Below are 14,022 nucleotides of genomic sequence, written 5' to 3' on the forward strand. Positions count from 1 at the left end.
TGCCGACCGGGTTCGCAGGTGATCGGAATGACACCGGTACGACACCGTGACCCCGCGAGAAATGTACATCGCGGATCGCTTCGGTTCGGCGCGCCGCCCGCAACGACGACCGCCCCGTTCCCGAATGTCGGGAACGGGGCGGTCGCGCCGCCGGCGGCCGAGGAGGCGGGCCGCGGCGCGTGGGTCAGCCCGCGTTGACGCAGGTGTTGCCGAACGTCGGGTTGAGCACGGCGATCAGGATGTCGACCGTGTTGCCGCAGATGTTGACCGGGACGTGCAGGTCGCCGGCGATCTGGTTGCCCGAGGCGACACCCGGCGAGTCGACCGCCGCGCCCTCGGACTCGGCGCTCGCGGTCGCCACGCCGGCGCCCATGGCCGCGATGCCACCGGCCATGGCCGCGACGGCGGCAACCTTCTTCATGTTCGTCACAGCGTTGTCCTCCACGTAACGTGCCGACCAGGTTCGGCACGCTGGTCAACGACGTGGTGGGTGGGCGGAAACGCTCGGCGGACGAGATTCACTCGTTCACTGCCGGAACACCGTGTCGTCGGCGAAATCGGGCGTCAGCGCCCGACCTTGCCGGACTGGTCCGGGCAGAACGCCGCGATCGCGCCGCCCACGAGCATGCCCTTCTCCTGCACCGCGCTCACCGCGGTCACCTTCATCGCGCTCTCGACCAGGGTCTTCCCGGACTTGAGGTCCGCGCACGCCTGCTTGCCCTGGGCGACGAGTTCGGCGTCCGGCTTCGACTTGGTCCCCGGGATGAGCGTGTGCACCGTGGTGAGGAAGTTGTCCTCGCCGAGTCCGCCGCCTCCGCCCGAGAACGGCGGCGAATCGCCCTCGTCCTCGGTGGGGTCGGGCGACGTGACGCGCTTGGTCGGCTTGGTCGACGACGTGGGCGATCCGGATGTCTTCGAGCCGGTCGACGCGCTCGCCGAGGACGTCGAGGACGCCGAACTCTTCTTGTCGTCGTCACCGGACATGCCGACCGCGACGATCACGCCGACGATCGCGAGCACCGCGACCACCGAGACGCCGATCCACAGGCCCTTGCGGCTGCGGCCGGGCTGGGGCGGGTAGCCGGCGCCCTGCGGGTAACCGGCCGGGTACTGCGGCGGGCCGTACTGGCCCGGCGGGTACTGCGGTTGGCCGTACTGGCCGGGCTGCTGCTGCCCCGGGTACGGCTGTTGTCCGTATTGGGGCTGGCCGTACGGCTGGTTCGGGTCCTGGCCGGGCGGCGGCGGGTAACTCACTCATCCCCCATGGATGTCGGATCGTCGCCTCCGTCGAGCACGGCGCACGGATCATCCAAAAGTAGGACGAAATGCTTTGTTTTTGGCCCGCGGAGGAAGCGTCAGGATCATGAAGCTCTCCTCATTTGTCAAGGCGAGTCTTCTTTCGATCGCAATCGCACACATGCCGACCGTACTCAGACCGCGGCGACCACGATGTCCAGGGCCCAGGGTGTGCCTCCCTGCTTCGGTTCGGCCGTCTCCACGGTCCACCCCAGTGCGCGCAGCGCGTCGGCCAGTTCGGCCGGGTTGCGCGGTTCGGCGCCGGAGACCAGCAGGTCCCGGGTCACCCGGCCCTTGGTCGCCTTGTTGAAGTGGCTCACCACCGAGCGCTTGGCCACGCCGTCCACGATCCGCTCGTGCAATACCCGTACCGTCGCGGTCCGCTCGGCCACCGCGCCGGTCGGCTTCCAGGCCGCGCCGTACGCCGCCGACCGCAGGTCCAGGACCAGTTCCTCGCCCGCGAGCCTGGGCAGCACCGGGGCCATCGCGGCGCGCCACTGACCCGCGAGCGCGCCGATGCCGGGCAGCCGCACACCCATCGAGCAGCGGTACGGCGGCACCCGGTCGGTCGGCCGCAGCGCCCCCCACAGGCCGGAGAACACCAGGATCGAACCCGCCGCGCGCGCCGCCGCCGCGCCGGTGAGCGAGGGCAGGTCCAGCGCGTCGTAGAGCACACCGGTGTACAGCGCGGCCACCGTCAGCGCGGGCGCCTCGCGCAGGTCCAGGTTGCGCAGCACCTCGCCGCGCAGTTTCGGACCCAGCCCGAGCACCTCCAGCGCCTTGAGCTCGTCGCCCTCGCACAGCGTGATCAGCGAGTCGAGCACCTGCCGCCGCACGGAGTTCAGTTCCGGCATCGAAAGGCCCGCGAGATCGAGCGCGGGGCCCGTCCCCGCAGCGGCCTTGCCCTCGGAGGGCGGCAACAACACGAGCACGGGCGGGACTCCAAGCGGCGCGGGCGGAAAGGGGGTCGATCAAGTTTATGGGGAGGAGTCGGGCCGATCACGACGCGGCGGCGCCGGGCGCGCGAGCGAAAAGCCGGTCAAGTCCTTCGCACCGCAGCGGATCTTTCCTAAGCTCGACCCGTGCCTCGTCGCCATCTCCACATCAGGTCCGCCGACGGTGATCGCCTTCGCGCCGGTTTCACCCGCCTGCGTGCGGACCTCGGGCTGCCCGGCCCGTTCTCCCGCGAGGTGTCGGCGGAGGCGGAGGCGGCCGCCCGGCGCGGACCGAGCCTGACCCGCCGGGATCTGACCGAACTGCCGTTCCTGACCATCGATCCGGCCGAGTCGCTGGACCTGGACCAGGCGATGCACCTGACCCGTCGGAACAGCGGCTACCGGGTGCACTACGCGATCGCCGACGTCGCCGCCTGGGTCGTCCCCGGCGGTGCGTTGGACGCGGAGACCATGCGCCGGGTGGAGACGCTCTACCTGCCGGACGAGCGCATCCCGTTGCATCCGCCGATCCTGTCCGAGGCCGCGGCCAGCCTGCTGCCGGGGCCGGACCGGCCCGCGCTGGTGTGGGTGCTCGACCTGGACGAGTCCGGCGACCTGATCGGCACCGACGTCTTTCGCGCGATGGTGCGCAGCCGGGCCCGGTTCGACTATCCCCAGGTGCAGCGCGCGATCGAGGCGGGCACCGCCGAGGAGCCGTTGGCGCTGCTCGCCGAGATCGGCATGCTGCGCGAGAGGTTGGAGAGCGAACGGGGCGGGGTGAGCCTGCCGATCCCGGAGCAGGAGATCGTCGAGGACGGCGACACCTGGCGCCTGGAATACCGGGCGCCGATCCCGGCCGAGGGCTGGAACGCGCAGATCTCGCTGCTGACCGGGATCGCCGCCGCCGACCTGATGACCTACGCGGGCGTCGGCATCCTGCGCACGCTGCCCGAACCGGCGCCGGAGGCGCTGGCCCAGGTCCGCCGGGTCGGCCGCGCGCTCGATGTGGCGTGGCCCGACGGCGATACGTACGGCGCGGTGATCCGCTCGCTCGACCCGGACAACCCGCGGCACGCGGCGTTTCTCCAGGAGGCCACCGGTCTGCTGCGCGGGGCGGGCTACACCGCGTTCGACGCGGGGGTCCCGGAGCAGGCCGGGCACGCGGCGGTCGCCGACGAGTACGCGCACGTGACCGCGCCGCTGCGGCGGCTGGTCGACCGGTACGCGGGCGAGATCTGCGTGTCCCTGGTCGCGGGCACCGACGTGCCGGACTGGGTGGGTGCCCGGCTGCACGAGCTGCCGAAGGCGATGGAGACCGGCGATCGGCGGGCGCACGAGGTCGAGCGCGAGGCGGTCTCGCTGGTCGAGGCGGTCGTGCTCGCCGACCACGTCGGCGACGAGTTCGACGCGGTGGTGGTGGACCTGAACGAGCGCGGCGACGGCGGGACGGTACAACTCGCCGAACCCGCGGTGCGGGCCCGCTTCGACGGGCCGGGTCTGGGCCTGGGCGAGCGGGTCCGGGTCCGGTTGACCGAGGCCGACGACGCCCGGCGCAGGGTGCGGTTCGCCCCGGCCAAGGCGCCGGGCGCACCCGCTAGGATGGCGGGCACGACGGATGAGTCGGCCGGGCGGCCGCGTCGGGATTCCTCCTCGGAGGGTTCCGCCGAGGAACGTCCGGGCTCCACAGGGCAGGGTGGTCGGTAACACCGACCCGGGGCGACCCGCGGGACAGTGCCACAGAAAACAGACCGCCGACGTCCTCGGACGATCGGTAAGGGTGAAACGGTGGTGTAAGAGACCACCAGCGCCCGAGGTGACTCGGGCGGCTAGGTAAACCCCACCCGGAGCAAGGTCAAGAGGAGCACCGTCACACGTGCTCTGCGCGAACGTTCGAGGGCGGCCCGCCCGAGTTCGCGGGTAGACCGCTGGAGGCTGTCGGCAACGGCAGTCGTAGATGGATGGCCGCCTCCCCGGGCGCCGCAAGGCTCCCGGGAGACAGAACCCGGCGTAGAGGCCGACTCATCCGTCGTCTTCGTCTCTGACCAGCGCAAAGCCCACTCGATCCAAGATCGAATGGGCCTGTGGGGAGTATCTGGGGAGAACGAGCCGAAACTCTCTCAGTCCTGGGGGCTGCGCATCCAGGCGCCCATCGCGGTCACCCCGCGCGCGCCAGCCTTCGGCATGAAATGAGTGTACGTCCGCAAGGTGAACGCCGGGTCCGAGTGCCCGAGCCACTTGGCGATGGTCACGATCGACTCCCCGGCCTCCAGCCAGATGCTCGCCGCCGTGTGCCGTGTGATGTGGAACCCGAGATCGCGCGACTCTTCCCAGAGGTGGGACGTCTCGTCGACCCGCTTGATGAGGCCGGCGCTGCCGAGCGCAGGCTTCCAAGAGAGGTCGTTCCAGTCGGCCCGGTTGAGCGCGTTCCCCTTGACCGTCGTGGTCAGCAGGCGCACCCGGATCTTCGGCCGGTCGTCCCACGGCATGTTGGGCCGGTCCGGATCCACCCAGGGCAATTCGACTTCCTTCGTCGGGAACCGCTCCGCATGCTCGTGGATCCGGTCGACCAGCTCCCGCGGCGCCGGCACGGCCCGCTCCTTGTTGCCCTTCGGCGGCCCGAAGCACAGGCGGGACCTGATCCGCAACACCTGCCGAGTGATCAGGAGTTCATCGTCGACCAGGTCGTCGGGAGAGAACCCGAATGCCTCGCCCTGCCGCAGCCCGCCGCCCACGCCGAGGTCGGGGAGGATCTGGTATCGCTCGGCCAAGCCGGCTCGCACGGCATGCGCGGCGTCGCGGTCGAGGGCACGAGCCTTCTGCTTCGGCTTCGCCGGTGGACGTGCCGTCGAGTATCCGCGGCAGTAGTTGACGCCGATGCGCTTCGCCTCCACCGCGGCCTGGAGGATTGAGGACAGGTGCCTCCAGCAGGCGCGGACGTAGCTGGGTTCGATGTCCTGCTCGGCGCGAACAACCCATGCGTTGATCTCGTCGGTACCGATGTCATTGAGGAACTTGGCGCCCAGATGGGGAAGGACATGTCCCCACACGGCGTACTGGACGGCTTCGCGCGTGGACGGCGGATACCGAACGCTGGGCCACCAGTGGTTGTCGACGTAGTCCTGGAGTGTGATCTCACCGCGACGCGGATCGACGAACTGTCCGCGGCGGACATCGGTGGACGCGTTCTTCAGCCAGACCTTGGCGTCCTCGAGGCCCTCGAACGAACAGTCCTTGACGCCGGGGATCCCGGCAACGCGATAGCGCTTTCCCTTGCCGTAGCGCGCCGTTCGCCTCTTCTTGCCGGTGGTCTTGTCTACGCGCTTGGTCAGCCAACGATCTTCAATATAGCCGGCGGACATTTGGGGCTCCTCGCGGGCAACGGGCTGTAGAATCCCTAGACCTGACGTACTGTCAGACGCATCGAGCGTCGCCCGAGCAATCCCCGCCGAATGGATCGGCGGGGATCGCCGACCGACTGCCACCTCCGCAGGCGGGTCGGTCTCGGCACTCTAGCCACAGAGCCTGACAAGTTGTACCCATAACTGATGTTGTTCGCCCGAATGGGTGTCTGCAGTCAGGGTTCAGCAGGGATCACGATCGACTCGCCACACCAGCAGGTGAGTTCGCCTACGAGCTGTTCGACCCCCCGGTAGAGCAGCCATAGGCGCACAAGGCAATGGATTTCGTCTGCGCTCAGGTCGCGATCGACAAGGATGCTGACCGACGCGACATCCAACGCGATAGGCGTCGAGTCAAGAATTTCCGTGGCGACGACAACTGCGCACACAGGCCCCCCAATTGGATGCGTCGACTGACACAGAGCCCGTGGCGGAGGACACGGTTCATCGAGAATACTCGCGTTCAGTGACGGATCAAGCCAACTGGGGCACATTCCCGAAACGTTGCGTAGTCGACATGGTCACATACGCTCGGTAGTCATGATCGCCAACGGTGATCAACCGACTCCGCTATTGAGACCTGCGGGCCTTGATGAGCGCGCGCATGGACGCCAGCGTCATCGCCCGGCCGTCCGCGTTCAGGGAGCGGTAGATCTCCAGGAACTCCTGCTCCTCTTCGGGCGTCATCTCGCGCGGGACCATGCGCCCGGCCGCCTCGAAGATCGTCGCAACGGCGATGCCGAGGGCGTTCGCCACAGCGCGCAACAGATCCGGAGAGGGCCCTCGCGACCCGGTACCCCGGGCCTTCCTGCGCCAGGAGGAGAGCGTCGTTTCAGACACGCCGGACCTCCTGGACAGCTCGGCCCACGTCCAGCCCAGCTCGTCCAGGCGTGCCTGGATCACCCGCGTCAGCTCTTCCACAACGAGAAGTGTGTCTCACGCCTGCACATTCACTCAAGGTGAGCGAGGACACGTGTCCGGAAGTCGTCTGCACATTCCCACCTGCGCGTATTCCCCGAACTGGGCATGACTCCACGTGAAACCGGGCGACACCGCTTGACACGCACTGCACATTGGGTTCAATGTGTAGCCAGGAGGCGCGAAAAAGCCTCTACGCATTCCACCGAAAGTGCACGACCTTCACCCCGGAAGGACCGACGCATGCGGCGACGGGACAACGGACAGCCCATCCGAGACGCCATGAAGGACGCCGGGCTGACCATCCCCGACCTCGCCAAAGCGACCGTGGAGATCGACGGGTACGGCATCTCCCAGGCCACCGTCGGCGCATATGTCGCCACCGGCACCAGCGGCAGGGAAAAGCCGCGGAAGCGCACCGCAGACCTCATCGCCGCGGTCCTCCACAGGCCCGTCGACGAGTTCTTCGACGCCACCTGACGCAGCTTTTCATTTGCCACGAGACTGCACATTCGTCGTAGTCGATCAGCACATCAATGGAGAACAGGAGTGGAAATGGCTGAAACGCCGGCCCCCCGGTCGCCTGTCATGACTCTTCCCGAGGCCGCCGAGTACCTGCGGACCACGCCGAATGCGCTCAAGCTGCGCCGGCGCCGGCGCACGGGGCCGCCGTCGTTCCTGGAGGAGGACACGCGCCGCCTTCTCTACTTCGTCGCAGACCTCGACGCCTACCTGGCGCGCAGCGCTCGGGCCGACTCGCGGTCGAACACCGCGCTGAGTCCTCTGAACAAGAAGCCCGAGCCGCGGGGCGCTCGTGCCGCCAAGCGGCCGGCCGCCAAGGCGTGCGTCGCATGAGCACCGGCCTCATCCCGTTCGAGTTCCCCGAGACGCACCAGCCGGTCCGCGGCCTCACGATCAACGGCGACCCGTGGTTCGTGGCTCGCGATGCGTGCGCCGTCCTGTCGATCCGGAACGTGGCTGCCGCCGTCTCGTCGCTCGACGAGGACGAGAAGGGTGTCGCTACTACCGACACCCCTGGCGGCTCGCAGGAGATGACGATCATCTCCGAACCCGGGCTTTACGCCTTGATCTTCCGCAGCCGCAAGGCTCAGGCGAAGGTCTTCCGCCGGTGGGTCACGCACGAGGTGATCCCCGCGCTCCGGCGGACCGGCCGGTACGAGATGCCGGGTGTCGACGAGCCGGTCCCGGCGACGCTGTCGTGGGACCACGCCGCGGCCTACGCCAGGGCCCGTCACGGCCTCGGGATGAGCCGGGATCAGTGGATCGCGCTCCTCAAAAGCGGGTCGGTCCTGCGGTTGAACGGTGCGCCGCGGCAGTCCTACGAGGACTTGTTCTGGCCGACGCTCACTCGTTGGGAGATCCACGCGCACTCGGTGCCGTATCTGGTGGCTCACGCCCAACGGACCCGCCGGCGCATGGAGTTGGCGGCAGCGAACGTGCAGACGCTGATCGAGCTGGACCAGATCGGCCGCGCTGTCGGCCCGGGCGACGACACCCCGGACGGCTTCCCCTTCTAACGCAAATGCGGGCCGCGCCCCTTCACGGCACGACCCGCTGCCCCACCACGACCCAGAGATCCCTGAAGACACAGAGAGAGGTGGCAGGACGTGAGGACAAGTATTGCCGGGGCTGTGACCCTGGCCAAACCCCCGAGGCAGGCGGAGATCGACCGCCGTGATCGCCGTGCGGGTGCCGCGATTGCCGCGGCGATGCGCCGGCAGGTCCCGGAGGTGGGCGCCCGCGTGGAGACGACGGACCGGTTCTCGGTCGAGTTCGAGATGCAGATCGCGGTTGTCGAGTGCCTGGAGTTGAACGTTCCGGGCGACCGGTACGCGGTCGTGAGCACCTCGTACTTCGGCTTCGGTGCCGTCGACGAGCAGCCGCCCATGCGCGTTGAGCTGGAGGTTCTGGGCTCGACCCTGTGCCACTGGTCGGCGGTGGAGTTGGCGAAGGTCCACCTGCGGCGGGCGCGGATCCGGGCGGCGATCGCCTACGCGGTCGAGCAGGGCCGCGATGGGGAGTACGTCGAGGAGTTCGTCGACGAGGCCGTGGACGCGGTCCTCGCCGAGGTCGGATCGCAGGTGTCCCGGTGAGCGGGGGTGGGTTCCGGCCGGCGTCGAGGTACGTGGTGTTGCGTGCCGGGTCGGCCGTGATCGACACCGCGTCGGAGTGGGACCCGGACAAGCGGATCGGCTACCAGGTGGTGACGCTGGCGCTGCCGAACGGCGTGGGCACGATCGAGCTGCGGGTGGAGACGAAGGTCGCGGGTGCGGTGGCGAACGCGCTGGCTGGCCTGGAGTTGGCGGAGGACGCGCCGCCGGACGACGACGTGGTGTGCCACGTGTGCGGTAGCCGGGATTGGCCGCACTACGACGGCTTGGCCGGCGGCCGGTGGGTGTGCTCGGGCCGGCCGGGTTGTGACCCGGGCGTGTTGTGGCCCGCGGATGACCTGTCGCCTGCCCAGTTGGACGGCACGGCGTGTGTCCGCTGCGGCGAGCTGCTGCCCGCGGTGTCGGCTCCGGCCGGCCGCGCGACGGGCTTCGGCCAGGTGTTCGCGTGCGCCCCGTCGTGCCCGCCCGCGGGTGGTGTCCGGTGACGCCGGAGGAGCGCGCCCACGCGCAGGCGCTGAACGAGTTCGAGGACATGCACGGCTCGCCGGCGCGCTGGGAGCCGTGGGAGCGCGACGAGTTCGCCGCCTATGTGCCCGCCCGGGAGGCCCGCCTGCTGGCGCTGGCGCCCCCGCCGCCGCGGCCCGCGATCACCACCGACACGACGACCGGGGAGACGACCCGATGACGACACCCACCGACCTGCCCTCCGCGTACCGGCGGGCGATCGAAGTGATCAGGACCAACGGCTGGCATCAGGGCGGCTTCTACGGCGCGTCCGTGGCCCCGCGTCCGTCCGACTGCCCGGTGTGCATGGCGGGTGCCCTCCGTGTGGCCGTGACGGGAGACCCGATTCAGTCGCAGGGTTCGGTCCTGCTGGACAAGGCCGAGAGGTTCCTGGCCGATCGGCTCGTGTCCGGCCGTCCCTACGTGGAGCCGGTCAGCGCGATCGGGGTCTGGAACGACCGGCCGTGGCAGACGGCCGAGCAGGTCCTCGCCGCCCTGGAGTCGGCTGCTGTCGCGGCCGAGTCGGGTGGTGCCGCGTGACGACCGAGGACATCGCCGAGCGCTTCAAGCGCGAGACGGCCTTGCACGAGATGACCGTCCTGCACGACGACGGCCTGTACAGGCACCTCCGTTTCGCGGACCCGGACGGCAGCCACGACTGGTGGTCGCTGACGACCTGGCCGCACAAGCTCGTCGTCAACGGCTCCGTCGGCACCTACGTGTTCTCGGTCTCGCCGACCGTGGACATGTTCGCGCTGGTCCGCGAGTCCTCCGGTGCCGGCCCGAACTTCGACTACTGGGCGGAGAAGATCATCGCGGCCGGTGAGCCGGTCGTGGGGTTCTCCTGGGAGCTGTTCGAGAAGCGCGTCGCCGAGTACCTCGCGACGGCCGAGCCGTACTGGCCGGGCGTGACGGCGGTGTGGAAGTCGGAGATCGACGGCTTCTGGACGCACTACGACACCAGCACCGAGGACGGTGCGCGGCACGCCCTGCACCAGTTCAGGTACCGGCCGGAGGGCGCGGTGGAGGCTGACGCGTTCCGGTTCCGGGGCACCGGGGACTGGGACTTGCGCGCTCACGACTGGCGGTACATGTGGTCGTGTCACGCGGCGGTGGACGGCATCCGCCGGTACGACCTGCACCGCGCGATCCCGGCGACAGTCGGGAACGCCTCGTGAACCTCGACGACTTCAACGCGCTGGAATCCGAGGCCGCCGACGAGCCCGCGTTCAGCAACGGCGCCGAGCTGAGCCGGTGGCAGCAGGAGCACTGCTCGACCTGTGTTCACGACGAGGCCGCCCGCAGGGGTGACTACGCGAACGCCTGCTTCCTGCTGGTCCTGGGCTGGGCGGGGTTCACACCGGCGCAGTGGCAGCCGGGCGAGGACCTCAACCCCGCCTCTCGGTACGTGTGTTCCGAGCGCGCCGAGGCCACCGCGTGACCGCCTCGACTGCCGCCGCTGCCCTGCCCCCCAGGGCGGCGGCGGCCCCCGCGGACGGCTGGGCCCCCTGCGACACCTACCGGGAGACCGGCATCAGCCCGTACAACCCCGCGCTCGACTGCCCCGCCGGCTGCTGCCGCGGGCTCGTGCGGGACGACGAAGGAGACGACGAGTGACGACCACCGAACTGGTGCGCACGACCGCGCGACCGACGCTGCCCGAGAAGATCGCCTACGCCAACGAGCTTGCGCAAGCCGGGCTCCTGCCCACCTCCTACCGCCGGCAGCCCGCGAACGTGTTGTACGCGATCGAGTACGGCGAGACCCTCAACATTTCGTCGATGGCGGCCATCACCGGCATCCACGTCATCGAGGGCAAGCCGAGCGCCTCGGCCGCGCTGATCGGCGGCCTGGTCCGGCGGGCCGGCCACAAGCTGCGGGTGCAGGGCAACGCCCTCCGCGCCACCGCGATGATCATCCGCTCCGACGACCCGGACTACACCTTCCAGGTCACGTGGGAACTCAACAGGAACGCCGACGGGAACCCGAACGCGCAGGACGCCGGGCTCCTCAACAAGGACGTCTGGAAGAAGTACGCGGCGTCGATGCTCAAGGCTCGTGCGATCAGCCAGGTGGCCCGCGACGCCTGCGAGGAAGTCCTCTTCGGACTGCACTACACCCCCGAGGAGTTGGGTGCGGAGGTCGACGCCGAGGGCGAGCCGATCGTCCAGGCAGCGTGGGACGGTCCGCAGGCGGTGCGGTCGCGGCAGGCCGACGGCGACGTGTGGGAGACGCCGGCACCGCCGAGCCCCGCCCAGGTCATCGCCGACCAGGCGAGCGCCATGACGGACCGGGCCAAGGTCCGCGAGATCTACGACCGGGCCAAGGCCGAGGGTCTGCTGTCCGAGCGGGTCTCCGCGGCGGACGGCACCTGGGGCGAGTTGGGCGGCTGCCTGTACGAGGTGGGGCAGCGGCTCGCCAAGGCCGACGAGGTGTCCGACAAGAACCCGACGCCGGGCGGCGACGACGAGGTCTTCGAGAGCGAGCTGGTGCCGGAGGACGCCGACGAGTTCGCGGTTGCCTTGGGCGAGGTGTACGACGCGGCGGCAACGGTGCCGGTCGAGCAGCACATCGTCGACCGCGACTTCGAGCAGTCCTACGGCCACCTGATCATCGAGGCGACCGTGTCCGAGCTGCGCGAGATGCGCGACCTGCTGCTGGCGGCGGCATGAACATCAACGACCTGGCCCAGCGCGAAGCCGTACTGAAGGCGCTGCACGACGCCATCGGCGACGAACTCAAGGCCGTAAAGGCCGAGACGCAGACCGCGCTCGACACGACGAACAAGGGCGTGCAGCAGGTCGCAGCGACGCTTCCCGACGGCACGAAGGTCGGCACAGTGTCGCTGACCGACCCCAAGCCCGAGGCCCGAGTGACCGACCCGGCCGCGTTCCTCGAGTGGGTGCGGGAGAACTACAAGACCGAGATCGAGCGCCGCATGGTGACTGAAGTCCGGGCCGCGTTCATCACCAAGATCCTCGCGGAGATCACGGCGGCGGACACGCCGCAGATCGTCGATTCCGAGACCGGCGAGATCCACAAGGTGCCCGGTGTCGAGATCAAGGCGACGCGCTCGCGGACGCATTCGGTTCGGCTGAGCGCGGAGGGCCGGGCGGCAATCGGCGCCGCCTGGCAGGCGGGCGAGTTGGCCCACCTGGTGCTGCCCGCGATCGGTGGTGCCGAATGACCGCCCCGAAGTTGCTGACCGGGCTGGCCGCCTACCACCAGGCGGCGGAGATGCTCGCTGCCGCCGACAACTGGATGGCCCGAGGCTCGTCGGCCTCGAATCCGATCGAGCGGGCGGACGCGTTCCGCCGGGTCGAGCTGCTCACCGCCGGCGCGAACGCTTACGCGCAACTTGCCACGGCGGCCGTGCAGGGCGGCCTGCTGGCCGACCGGTACGTGGGGGACGGAGAGCACGTCACCGAGTGGGCGCGCCTTGCCGGGCACTCCCCGCTCGGCGCGCACAAGTACCACGACGGGGCGCCGTTCTGATGGCCGCCTCTCTGCGCACCCTGCTCGGCCGGGTCATCCCGGCCGGGCGGGGCCCCCGCACCCCGGCCCGCGCCCACGTCATCACCACCGTCCCGCACCCGCGCGTGCTGGCCGAGCTGGACTACGTCGCCGACGACGCCAACTGGGGCCCCGACGAGCTGTACACCCGCTGCGGCTCCTGGGCCGCCGACCTGATCGGGGGCGCGACGTGATCGTCACCGGCGTTCTCGCCTACCTCGCGTTCCTGATCTGCACCGTCGCCACCCTGCGCGCCGCGAAGGCCCGCAACGCCGCCGAGCGCAACACCGACGAGCGAGGTGACACGTGATCGCCGCCCTGTGGTTCCCGGCCGTCATCGCCGCAGTCTCCGGAGTCCTGGTGATCCTCGGGATCTCCCTCGCCGGCGCCGGGATCGAGATCACCCGCTCGCTCCGCCACCCCCACGGACAGCACCGGAGGACCCGATGATCCGCCTGATCACCCGCCGCCGCCTGCATGGCCTCCTCGCCGAACGCGCCCGGCACATCCAGCATGTCTTCGACCGCACCCTCGAGGTGGAGCAACTCCGCAACGGGGCCCGGCGCCTCGCCGAGCGGGCCGCCGCCGCAGACACCCTCGCCGCCGAACGCGACCAGGCCCGCGCGATCGCCGTCGACCTCGAGCAGCAACTCGCCGCGGCGGCGAACGGGGACACAACTCGTGAACTGCGCGAGCAGCGGGACCAGGCCCTTGCTCTCGCCGAGATCTCCCGCGCCGCCGCCGAAGCCGCAGACATCCCGATCGTCGACGGGCTCACCGTGGACGACTACGTCGCCATGCGCCGCGCCATCTACGACGCCGTCGCCCCGCGCAAGCCGAGCGACAACCGCCGCCGGATCTACATCGACGGCCACGGCCTCGCGTGGATCGACTCCTGCCAAGACCCCGACGGCACCCAGTACATCGGCGGCATCGACTCCTCGCCAGGCCGGGAGGAAGCCGCCGAGAAAGTCCGCGCCCGAACCGGTGCGCTGCGCGTGATCGGAGCAACGAAGTGACCGCCACGACCACCGACCTGCGGTCCCTGACCCAGATCCGCTGGGAGACCCGCCTGGCCGCCGCCGGACTGCACGCCGTCTCCGCCGCCCAACGCGCGGTGGACGCGGCTCGGGTCGCCGAGATCCTGCACGCCGGAACCGACGCCAACGCCTACATCGAGGCCGCGACCGTCGCCGACGAGTGGGCCCTGATCGCCGACGAGCGCGCGGGACGGAGGGCCGCTGCGTGACCCTCACCATCGGTTCCCTGTGCTCCGGCTACGGCGGCCTCGAAACCGCCGTCATGCACGGCCTGGACGCCACCGTC

Annotated in this window: 22 protein-coding genes, 1 other RNA gene and 1 pseudogene; 19 read left to right on the forward strand and 5 right to left on the reverse strand. The window is 69.9% G+C overall.

All coding sequences use genetic code 11. The features are described from left to right. Positions 1-184 precede the first annotated feature (184 nt). From ACWCPW_RS44485 to yaaA, 3 genes are all read right to left on the reverse strand, one after another. Positions 185-421 carry a chaplin gene (locus ACWCPW_RS44485; protein WP_449767354.1) on the reverse strand — a complete coding sequence of 79 codons (237 nt, stop codon included), beginning with the start codon at positions 419-421 and terminating at the stop codon, positions 185-187. Positions 422-564: 143 nt separating this feature from the next. Beyond that, on the reverse strand, positions 565-1,254 hold the full coding sequence (locus tag ACWCPW_RS44490; protein WP_449767332.1) for a DUF732 domain-containing protein: 690 nt from the start codon (positions 1,252-1,254) through the stop codon (positions 565-567). A gap of 176 nt (positions 1,255-1,430) precedes the next feature. Then, positions 1,431-2,228, reverse strand: coding sequence for a peroxide stress protein YaaA (gene yaaA / locus ACWCPW_RS44495; RefSeq protein ID WP_406298761.1), 798 nt, complete (start codon positions 2,226-2,228; stop codon positions 1,431-1,433). A 258-nt stretch (positions 2,229-2,486) separates the two neighbouring features. Here yaaA and ACWCPW_RS44500 point away from each other — a divergent pair. Continuing rightward, a pseudogene (locus tag ACWCPW_RS44500) lies at positions 2,487-3,746 on the forward strand (RNB domain-containing ribonuclease); the annotation flags it as partial. Between the two features lie 101 nt (positions 3,747-3,847). Next, positions 3,848-4,257: RNase P RNA component class A (gene rnpB, locus ACWCPW_RS44505), an RNA gene on the forward strand. A gap of 91 nt (positions 4,258-4,348) precedes the next feature. Here the strand turns inward: rnpB and ACWCPW_RS44510 are convergent. After that, positions 4,349-5,590 (reverse strand): tyrosine-type recombinase/integrase, encoded by a 1,242-nt coding sequence (locus ACWCPW_RS44510; RefSeq protein WP_449767333.1) that lies wholly within the window; start codon positions 5,588-5,590, stop codon positions 4,349-4,351. Positions 5,591-6,199: 609 nt separating this feature from the next. After that, entirely contained in the window at positions 6,200-6,550 is a 351-nt protein-coding gene (locus ACWCPW_RS44515) for a helix-turn-helix domain-containing protein (RefSeq protein WP_449767334.1), read from the reverse strand. Between the two features lie 240 nt (positions 6,551-6,790). Here ACWCPW_RS44515 and ACWCPW_RS44520 point away from each other — a divergent pair, with 240 nt between their 5' ends. The 17 genes from ACWCPW_RS44520 to ACWCPW_RS44600 all read left to right on the forward strand — a co-directional run bounded on the left by ACWCPW_RS44520 (position 6,791) and on the right by ACWCPW_RS44600 (position 13,945). Then, the gene (locus ACWCPW_RS44520) at positions 6,791-7,027 is read left to right on the forward strand and encodes a helix-turn-helix transcriptional regulator (protein ID WP_449767335.1); all 237 of its coding nucleotides are present in this window, start codon (positions 6,791-6,793) and stop codon (positions 7,025-7,027) included. A 108-nt stretch (positions 7,028-7,135) separates the two neighbouring features. After that, positions 7,136-7,402, forward strand: coding sequence for a DNA-binding protein (locus ACWCPW_RS44525; protein WP_449767336.1), 267 nt, complete (start codon positions 7,136-7,138; stop codon positions 7,400-7,402). Then, positions 7,399-8,085 (forward strand): BRO-N domain-containing protein, encoded by a 687-nt coding sequence (locus ACWCPW_RS44530; RefSeq protein WP_449767337.1) that lies wholly within the window; start codon positions 7,399-7,401, stop codon positions 8,083-8,085. The genes ACWCPW_RS44525 and ACWCPW_RS44530 overlap by 4 nt, the downstream gene beginning before the upstream one ends. A gap of 90 nt (positions 8,086-8,175) precedes the next feature. Further along, positions 8,176-8,661 carry a hypothetical protein gene (locus ACWCPW_RS44535; RefSeq protein WP_449767338.1) on the forward strand — a complete coding sequence of 162 codons (486 nt, stop codon included), beginning with the start codon at positions 8,176-8,178 and terminating at the stop codon, positions 8,659-8,661. Then, positions 8,658-9,164 carry a hypothetical protein gene (locus ACWCPW_RS44540; RefSeq protein ID WP_449767339.1) on the forward strand — a complete coding sequence of 169 codons (507 nt, stop codon included), beginning with the start codon at positions 8,658-8,660 and terminating at the stop codon, positions 9,162-9,164. Before ACWCPW_RS44535 ends, ACWCPW_RS44540 begins: the two co-directional genes overlap by 4 nt. Beyond that, complete coding sequence (locus ACWCPW_RS44545) at positions 9,161-9,364, forward strand: hypothetical protein (protein WP_449767340.1); 204 nt, start codon at positions 9,161-9,163, stop codon at positions 9,362-9,364. Before ACWCPW_RS44540 ends, ACWCPW_RS44545 begins: the two co-directional genes overlap by 4 nt. After that, positions 9,361-9,723 carry a DUF6197 family protein gene (locus tag ACWCPW_RS44550; protein WP_449767341.1) on the forward strand — a complete coding sequence of 121 codons (363 nt, stop codon included), beginning with the start codon at positions 9,361-9,363 and terminating at the stop codon, positions 9,721-9,723. Before ACWCPW_RS44545 ends, ACWCPW_RS44550 begins: the two co-directional genes overlap by 4 nt. Beyond that, entirely contained in the window at positions 9,720-10,361 is a 642-nt protein-coding gene (locus ACWCPW_RS44555; RefSeq protein ID WP_449767342.1) for a hypothetical protein, read from the forward strand. The genes ACWCPW_RS44550 and ACWCPW_RS44555 overlap by 4 nt, the downstream gene beginning before the upstream one ends. Continuing rightward, the gene (locus ACWCPW_RS44560) at positions 10,358-10,624 is read left to right on the forward strand and encodes a hypothetical protein (protein ID WP_449767343.1); all 267 of its coding nucleotides are present in this window, start codon (positions 10,358-10,360) and stop codon (positions 10,622-10,624) included. Before ACWCPW_RS44555 ends, ACWCPW_RS44560 begins: the two co-directional genes overlap by 4 nt. Further along, positions 10,621-10,800 carry a hypothetical protein gene (locus ACWCPW_RS44565; protein WP_449767344.1) on the forward strand — a complete coding sequence of 60 codons (180 nt, stop codon included), beginning with the start codon at positions 10,621-10,623 and terminating at the stop codon, positions 10,798-10,800. The genes ACWCPW_RS44560 and ACWCPW_RS44565 overlap by 4 nt, the downstream gene beginning before the upstream one ends. Beyond that, entirely contained in the window at positions 10,797-11,855 is a 1,059-nt protein-coding gene (locus ACWCPW_RS44570) for a hypothetical protein (protein ID WP_449767345.1), read from the forward strand. Before ACWCPW_RS44565 ends, ACWCPW_RS44570 begins: the two co-directional genes overlap by 4 nt. Next, positions 11,852-12,370: a hypothetical protein gene (locus ACWCPW_RS44575; protein WP_449767346.1), complete on the forward strand. Its 519-nt coding sequence runs from the start codon at positions 11,852-11,854 to the stop codon at positions 12,368-12,370. The genes ACWCPW_RS44570 and ACWCPW_RS44575 overlap by 4 nt, the downstream gene beginning before the upstream one ends. After that, positions 12,367-12,678: a hypothetical protein gene (locus ACWCPW_RS44580; RefSeq protein ID WP_449767347.1), complete on the forward strand. Its 312-nt coding sequence runs from the start codon at positions 12,367-12,369 to the stop codon at positions 12,676-12,678. The genes ACWCPW_RS44575 and ACWCPW_RS44580 overlap by 4 nt, the downstream gene beginning before the upstream one ends. Beyond that, entirely contained in the window at positions 12,678-12,890 is a 213-nt protein-coding gene (locus ACWCPW_RS44585; RefSeq protein WP_449767348.1) for a hypothetical protein, read from the forward strand. Before ACWCPW_RS44580 ends, ACWCPW_RS44585 begins: the two co-directional genes overlap by 1 nt. A 112-nt stretch (positions 12,891-13,002) precedes the next feature. After that, positions 13,003-13,146, forward strand: coding sequence for a hypothetical protein (locus ACWCPW_RS44590; protein WP_449767349.1), 144 nt, complete (start codon positions 13,003-13,005; stop codon positions 13,144-13,146). Beyond that, positions 13,143-13,715 carry a hypothetical protein gene (locus ACWCPW_RS44595; protein ID WP_449767350.1) on the forward strand — a complete coding sequence of 191 codons (573 nt, stop codon included), beginning with the start codon at positions 13,143-13,145 and terminating at the stop codon, positions 13,713-13,715. Before ACWCPW_RS44590 ends, ACWCPW_RS44595 begins: the two co-directional genes overlap by 4 nt. After that, entirely contained in the window at positions 13,712-13,945 is a 234-nt protein-coding gene (locus tag ACWCPW_RS44600; RefSeq protein ID WP_449767351.1) for a hypothetical protein, read from the forward strand. The genes ACWCPW_RS44595 and ACWCPW_RS44600 overlap by 4 nt, the downstream gene beginning before the upstream one ends. Positions 13,946-14,022: the final 77 nt, after the last annotated feature.

It is taken from the genome of Embleya sp. NPDC001921 (assembly GCF_053594475.1).

Excerpts from the sequence above, each read along its gene's own strand:
- ACWCPW_RS44580 (WP_449767347.1), top strand. The coding sequence starts at position 12,367 with ATGACCGCCCCGAAGTTGCTGACCGGGCTGGCCGCCTACCACCAGGCG.
- ACWCPW_RS44575 (WP_449767346.1), top strand. The coding sequence starts at position 11,852 with ATGAACATCAACGACCTGGCCCAGCGCGAAGCCGTACTGAAGGCGCTG.
- ACWCPW_RS44595 (WP_449767350.1), top strand. The coding sequence starts at position 13,143 with ATGATCCGCCTGATCACCCGCCGCCGCCTGCATGGCCTCCTCGCCGAA.
- ACWCPW_RS44585 (WP_449767348.1), top strand. The coding sequence starts at position 12,678 with ATGGCCGCCTCTCTGCGCACCCTGCTCGGCCGGGTCATCCCGGCCGGG.
- ACWCPW_RS44485 (WP_449767354.1), bottom strand. The coding sequence starts at position 421 with ATGAAGAAGGTTGCCGCCGTCGCGGCCATGGCCGGTGGCATCGCGGCC.
- ACWCPW_RS44525 (WP_449767336.1), top strand. The coding sequence starts at position 7,136 with ATGACTCTTCCCGAGGCCGCCGAGTACCTGCGGACCACGCCGAATGCG.
- ACWCPW_RS44520 (WP_449767335.1), top strand. The coding sequence starts at position 6,791 with ATGCGGCGACGGGACAACGGACAGCCCATCCGAGACGCCATGAAGGAC.
- ACWCPW_RS44550 (WP_449767341.1), top strand. The coding sequence starts at position 9,361 with ATGACGACACCCACCGACCTGCCCTCCGCGTACCGGCGGGCGATCGAA.
- ACWCPW_RS44530 (WP_449767337.1), top strand. The coding sequence starts at position 7,399 with ATGAGCACCGGCCTCATCCCGTTCGAGTTCCCCGAGACGCACCAGCCG.
- ACWCPW_RS44510 (WP_449767333.1), bottom strand. The coding sequence starts at position 5,590 with ATGTCCGCCGGCTATATTGAAGATCGTTGGCTGACCAAGCGCGTAGAC.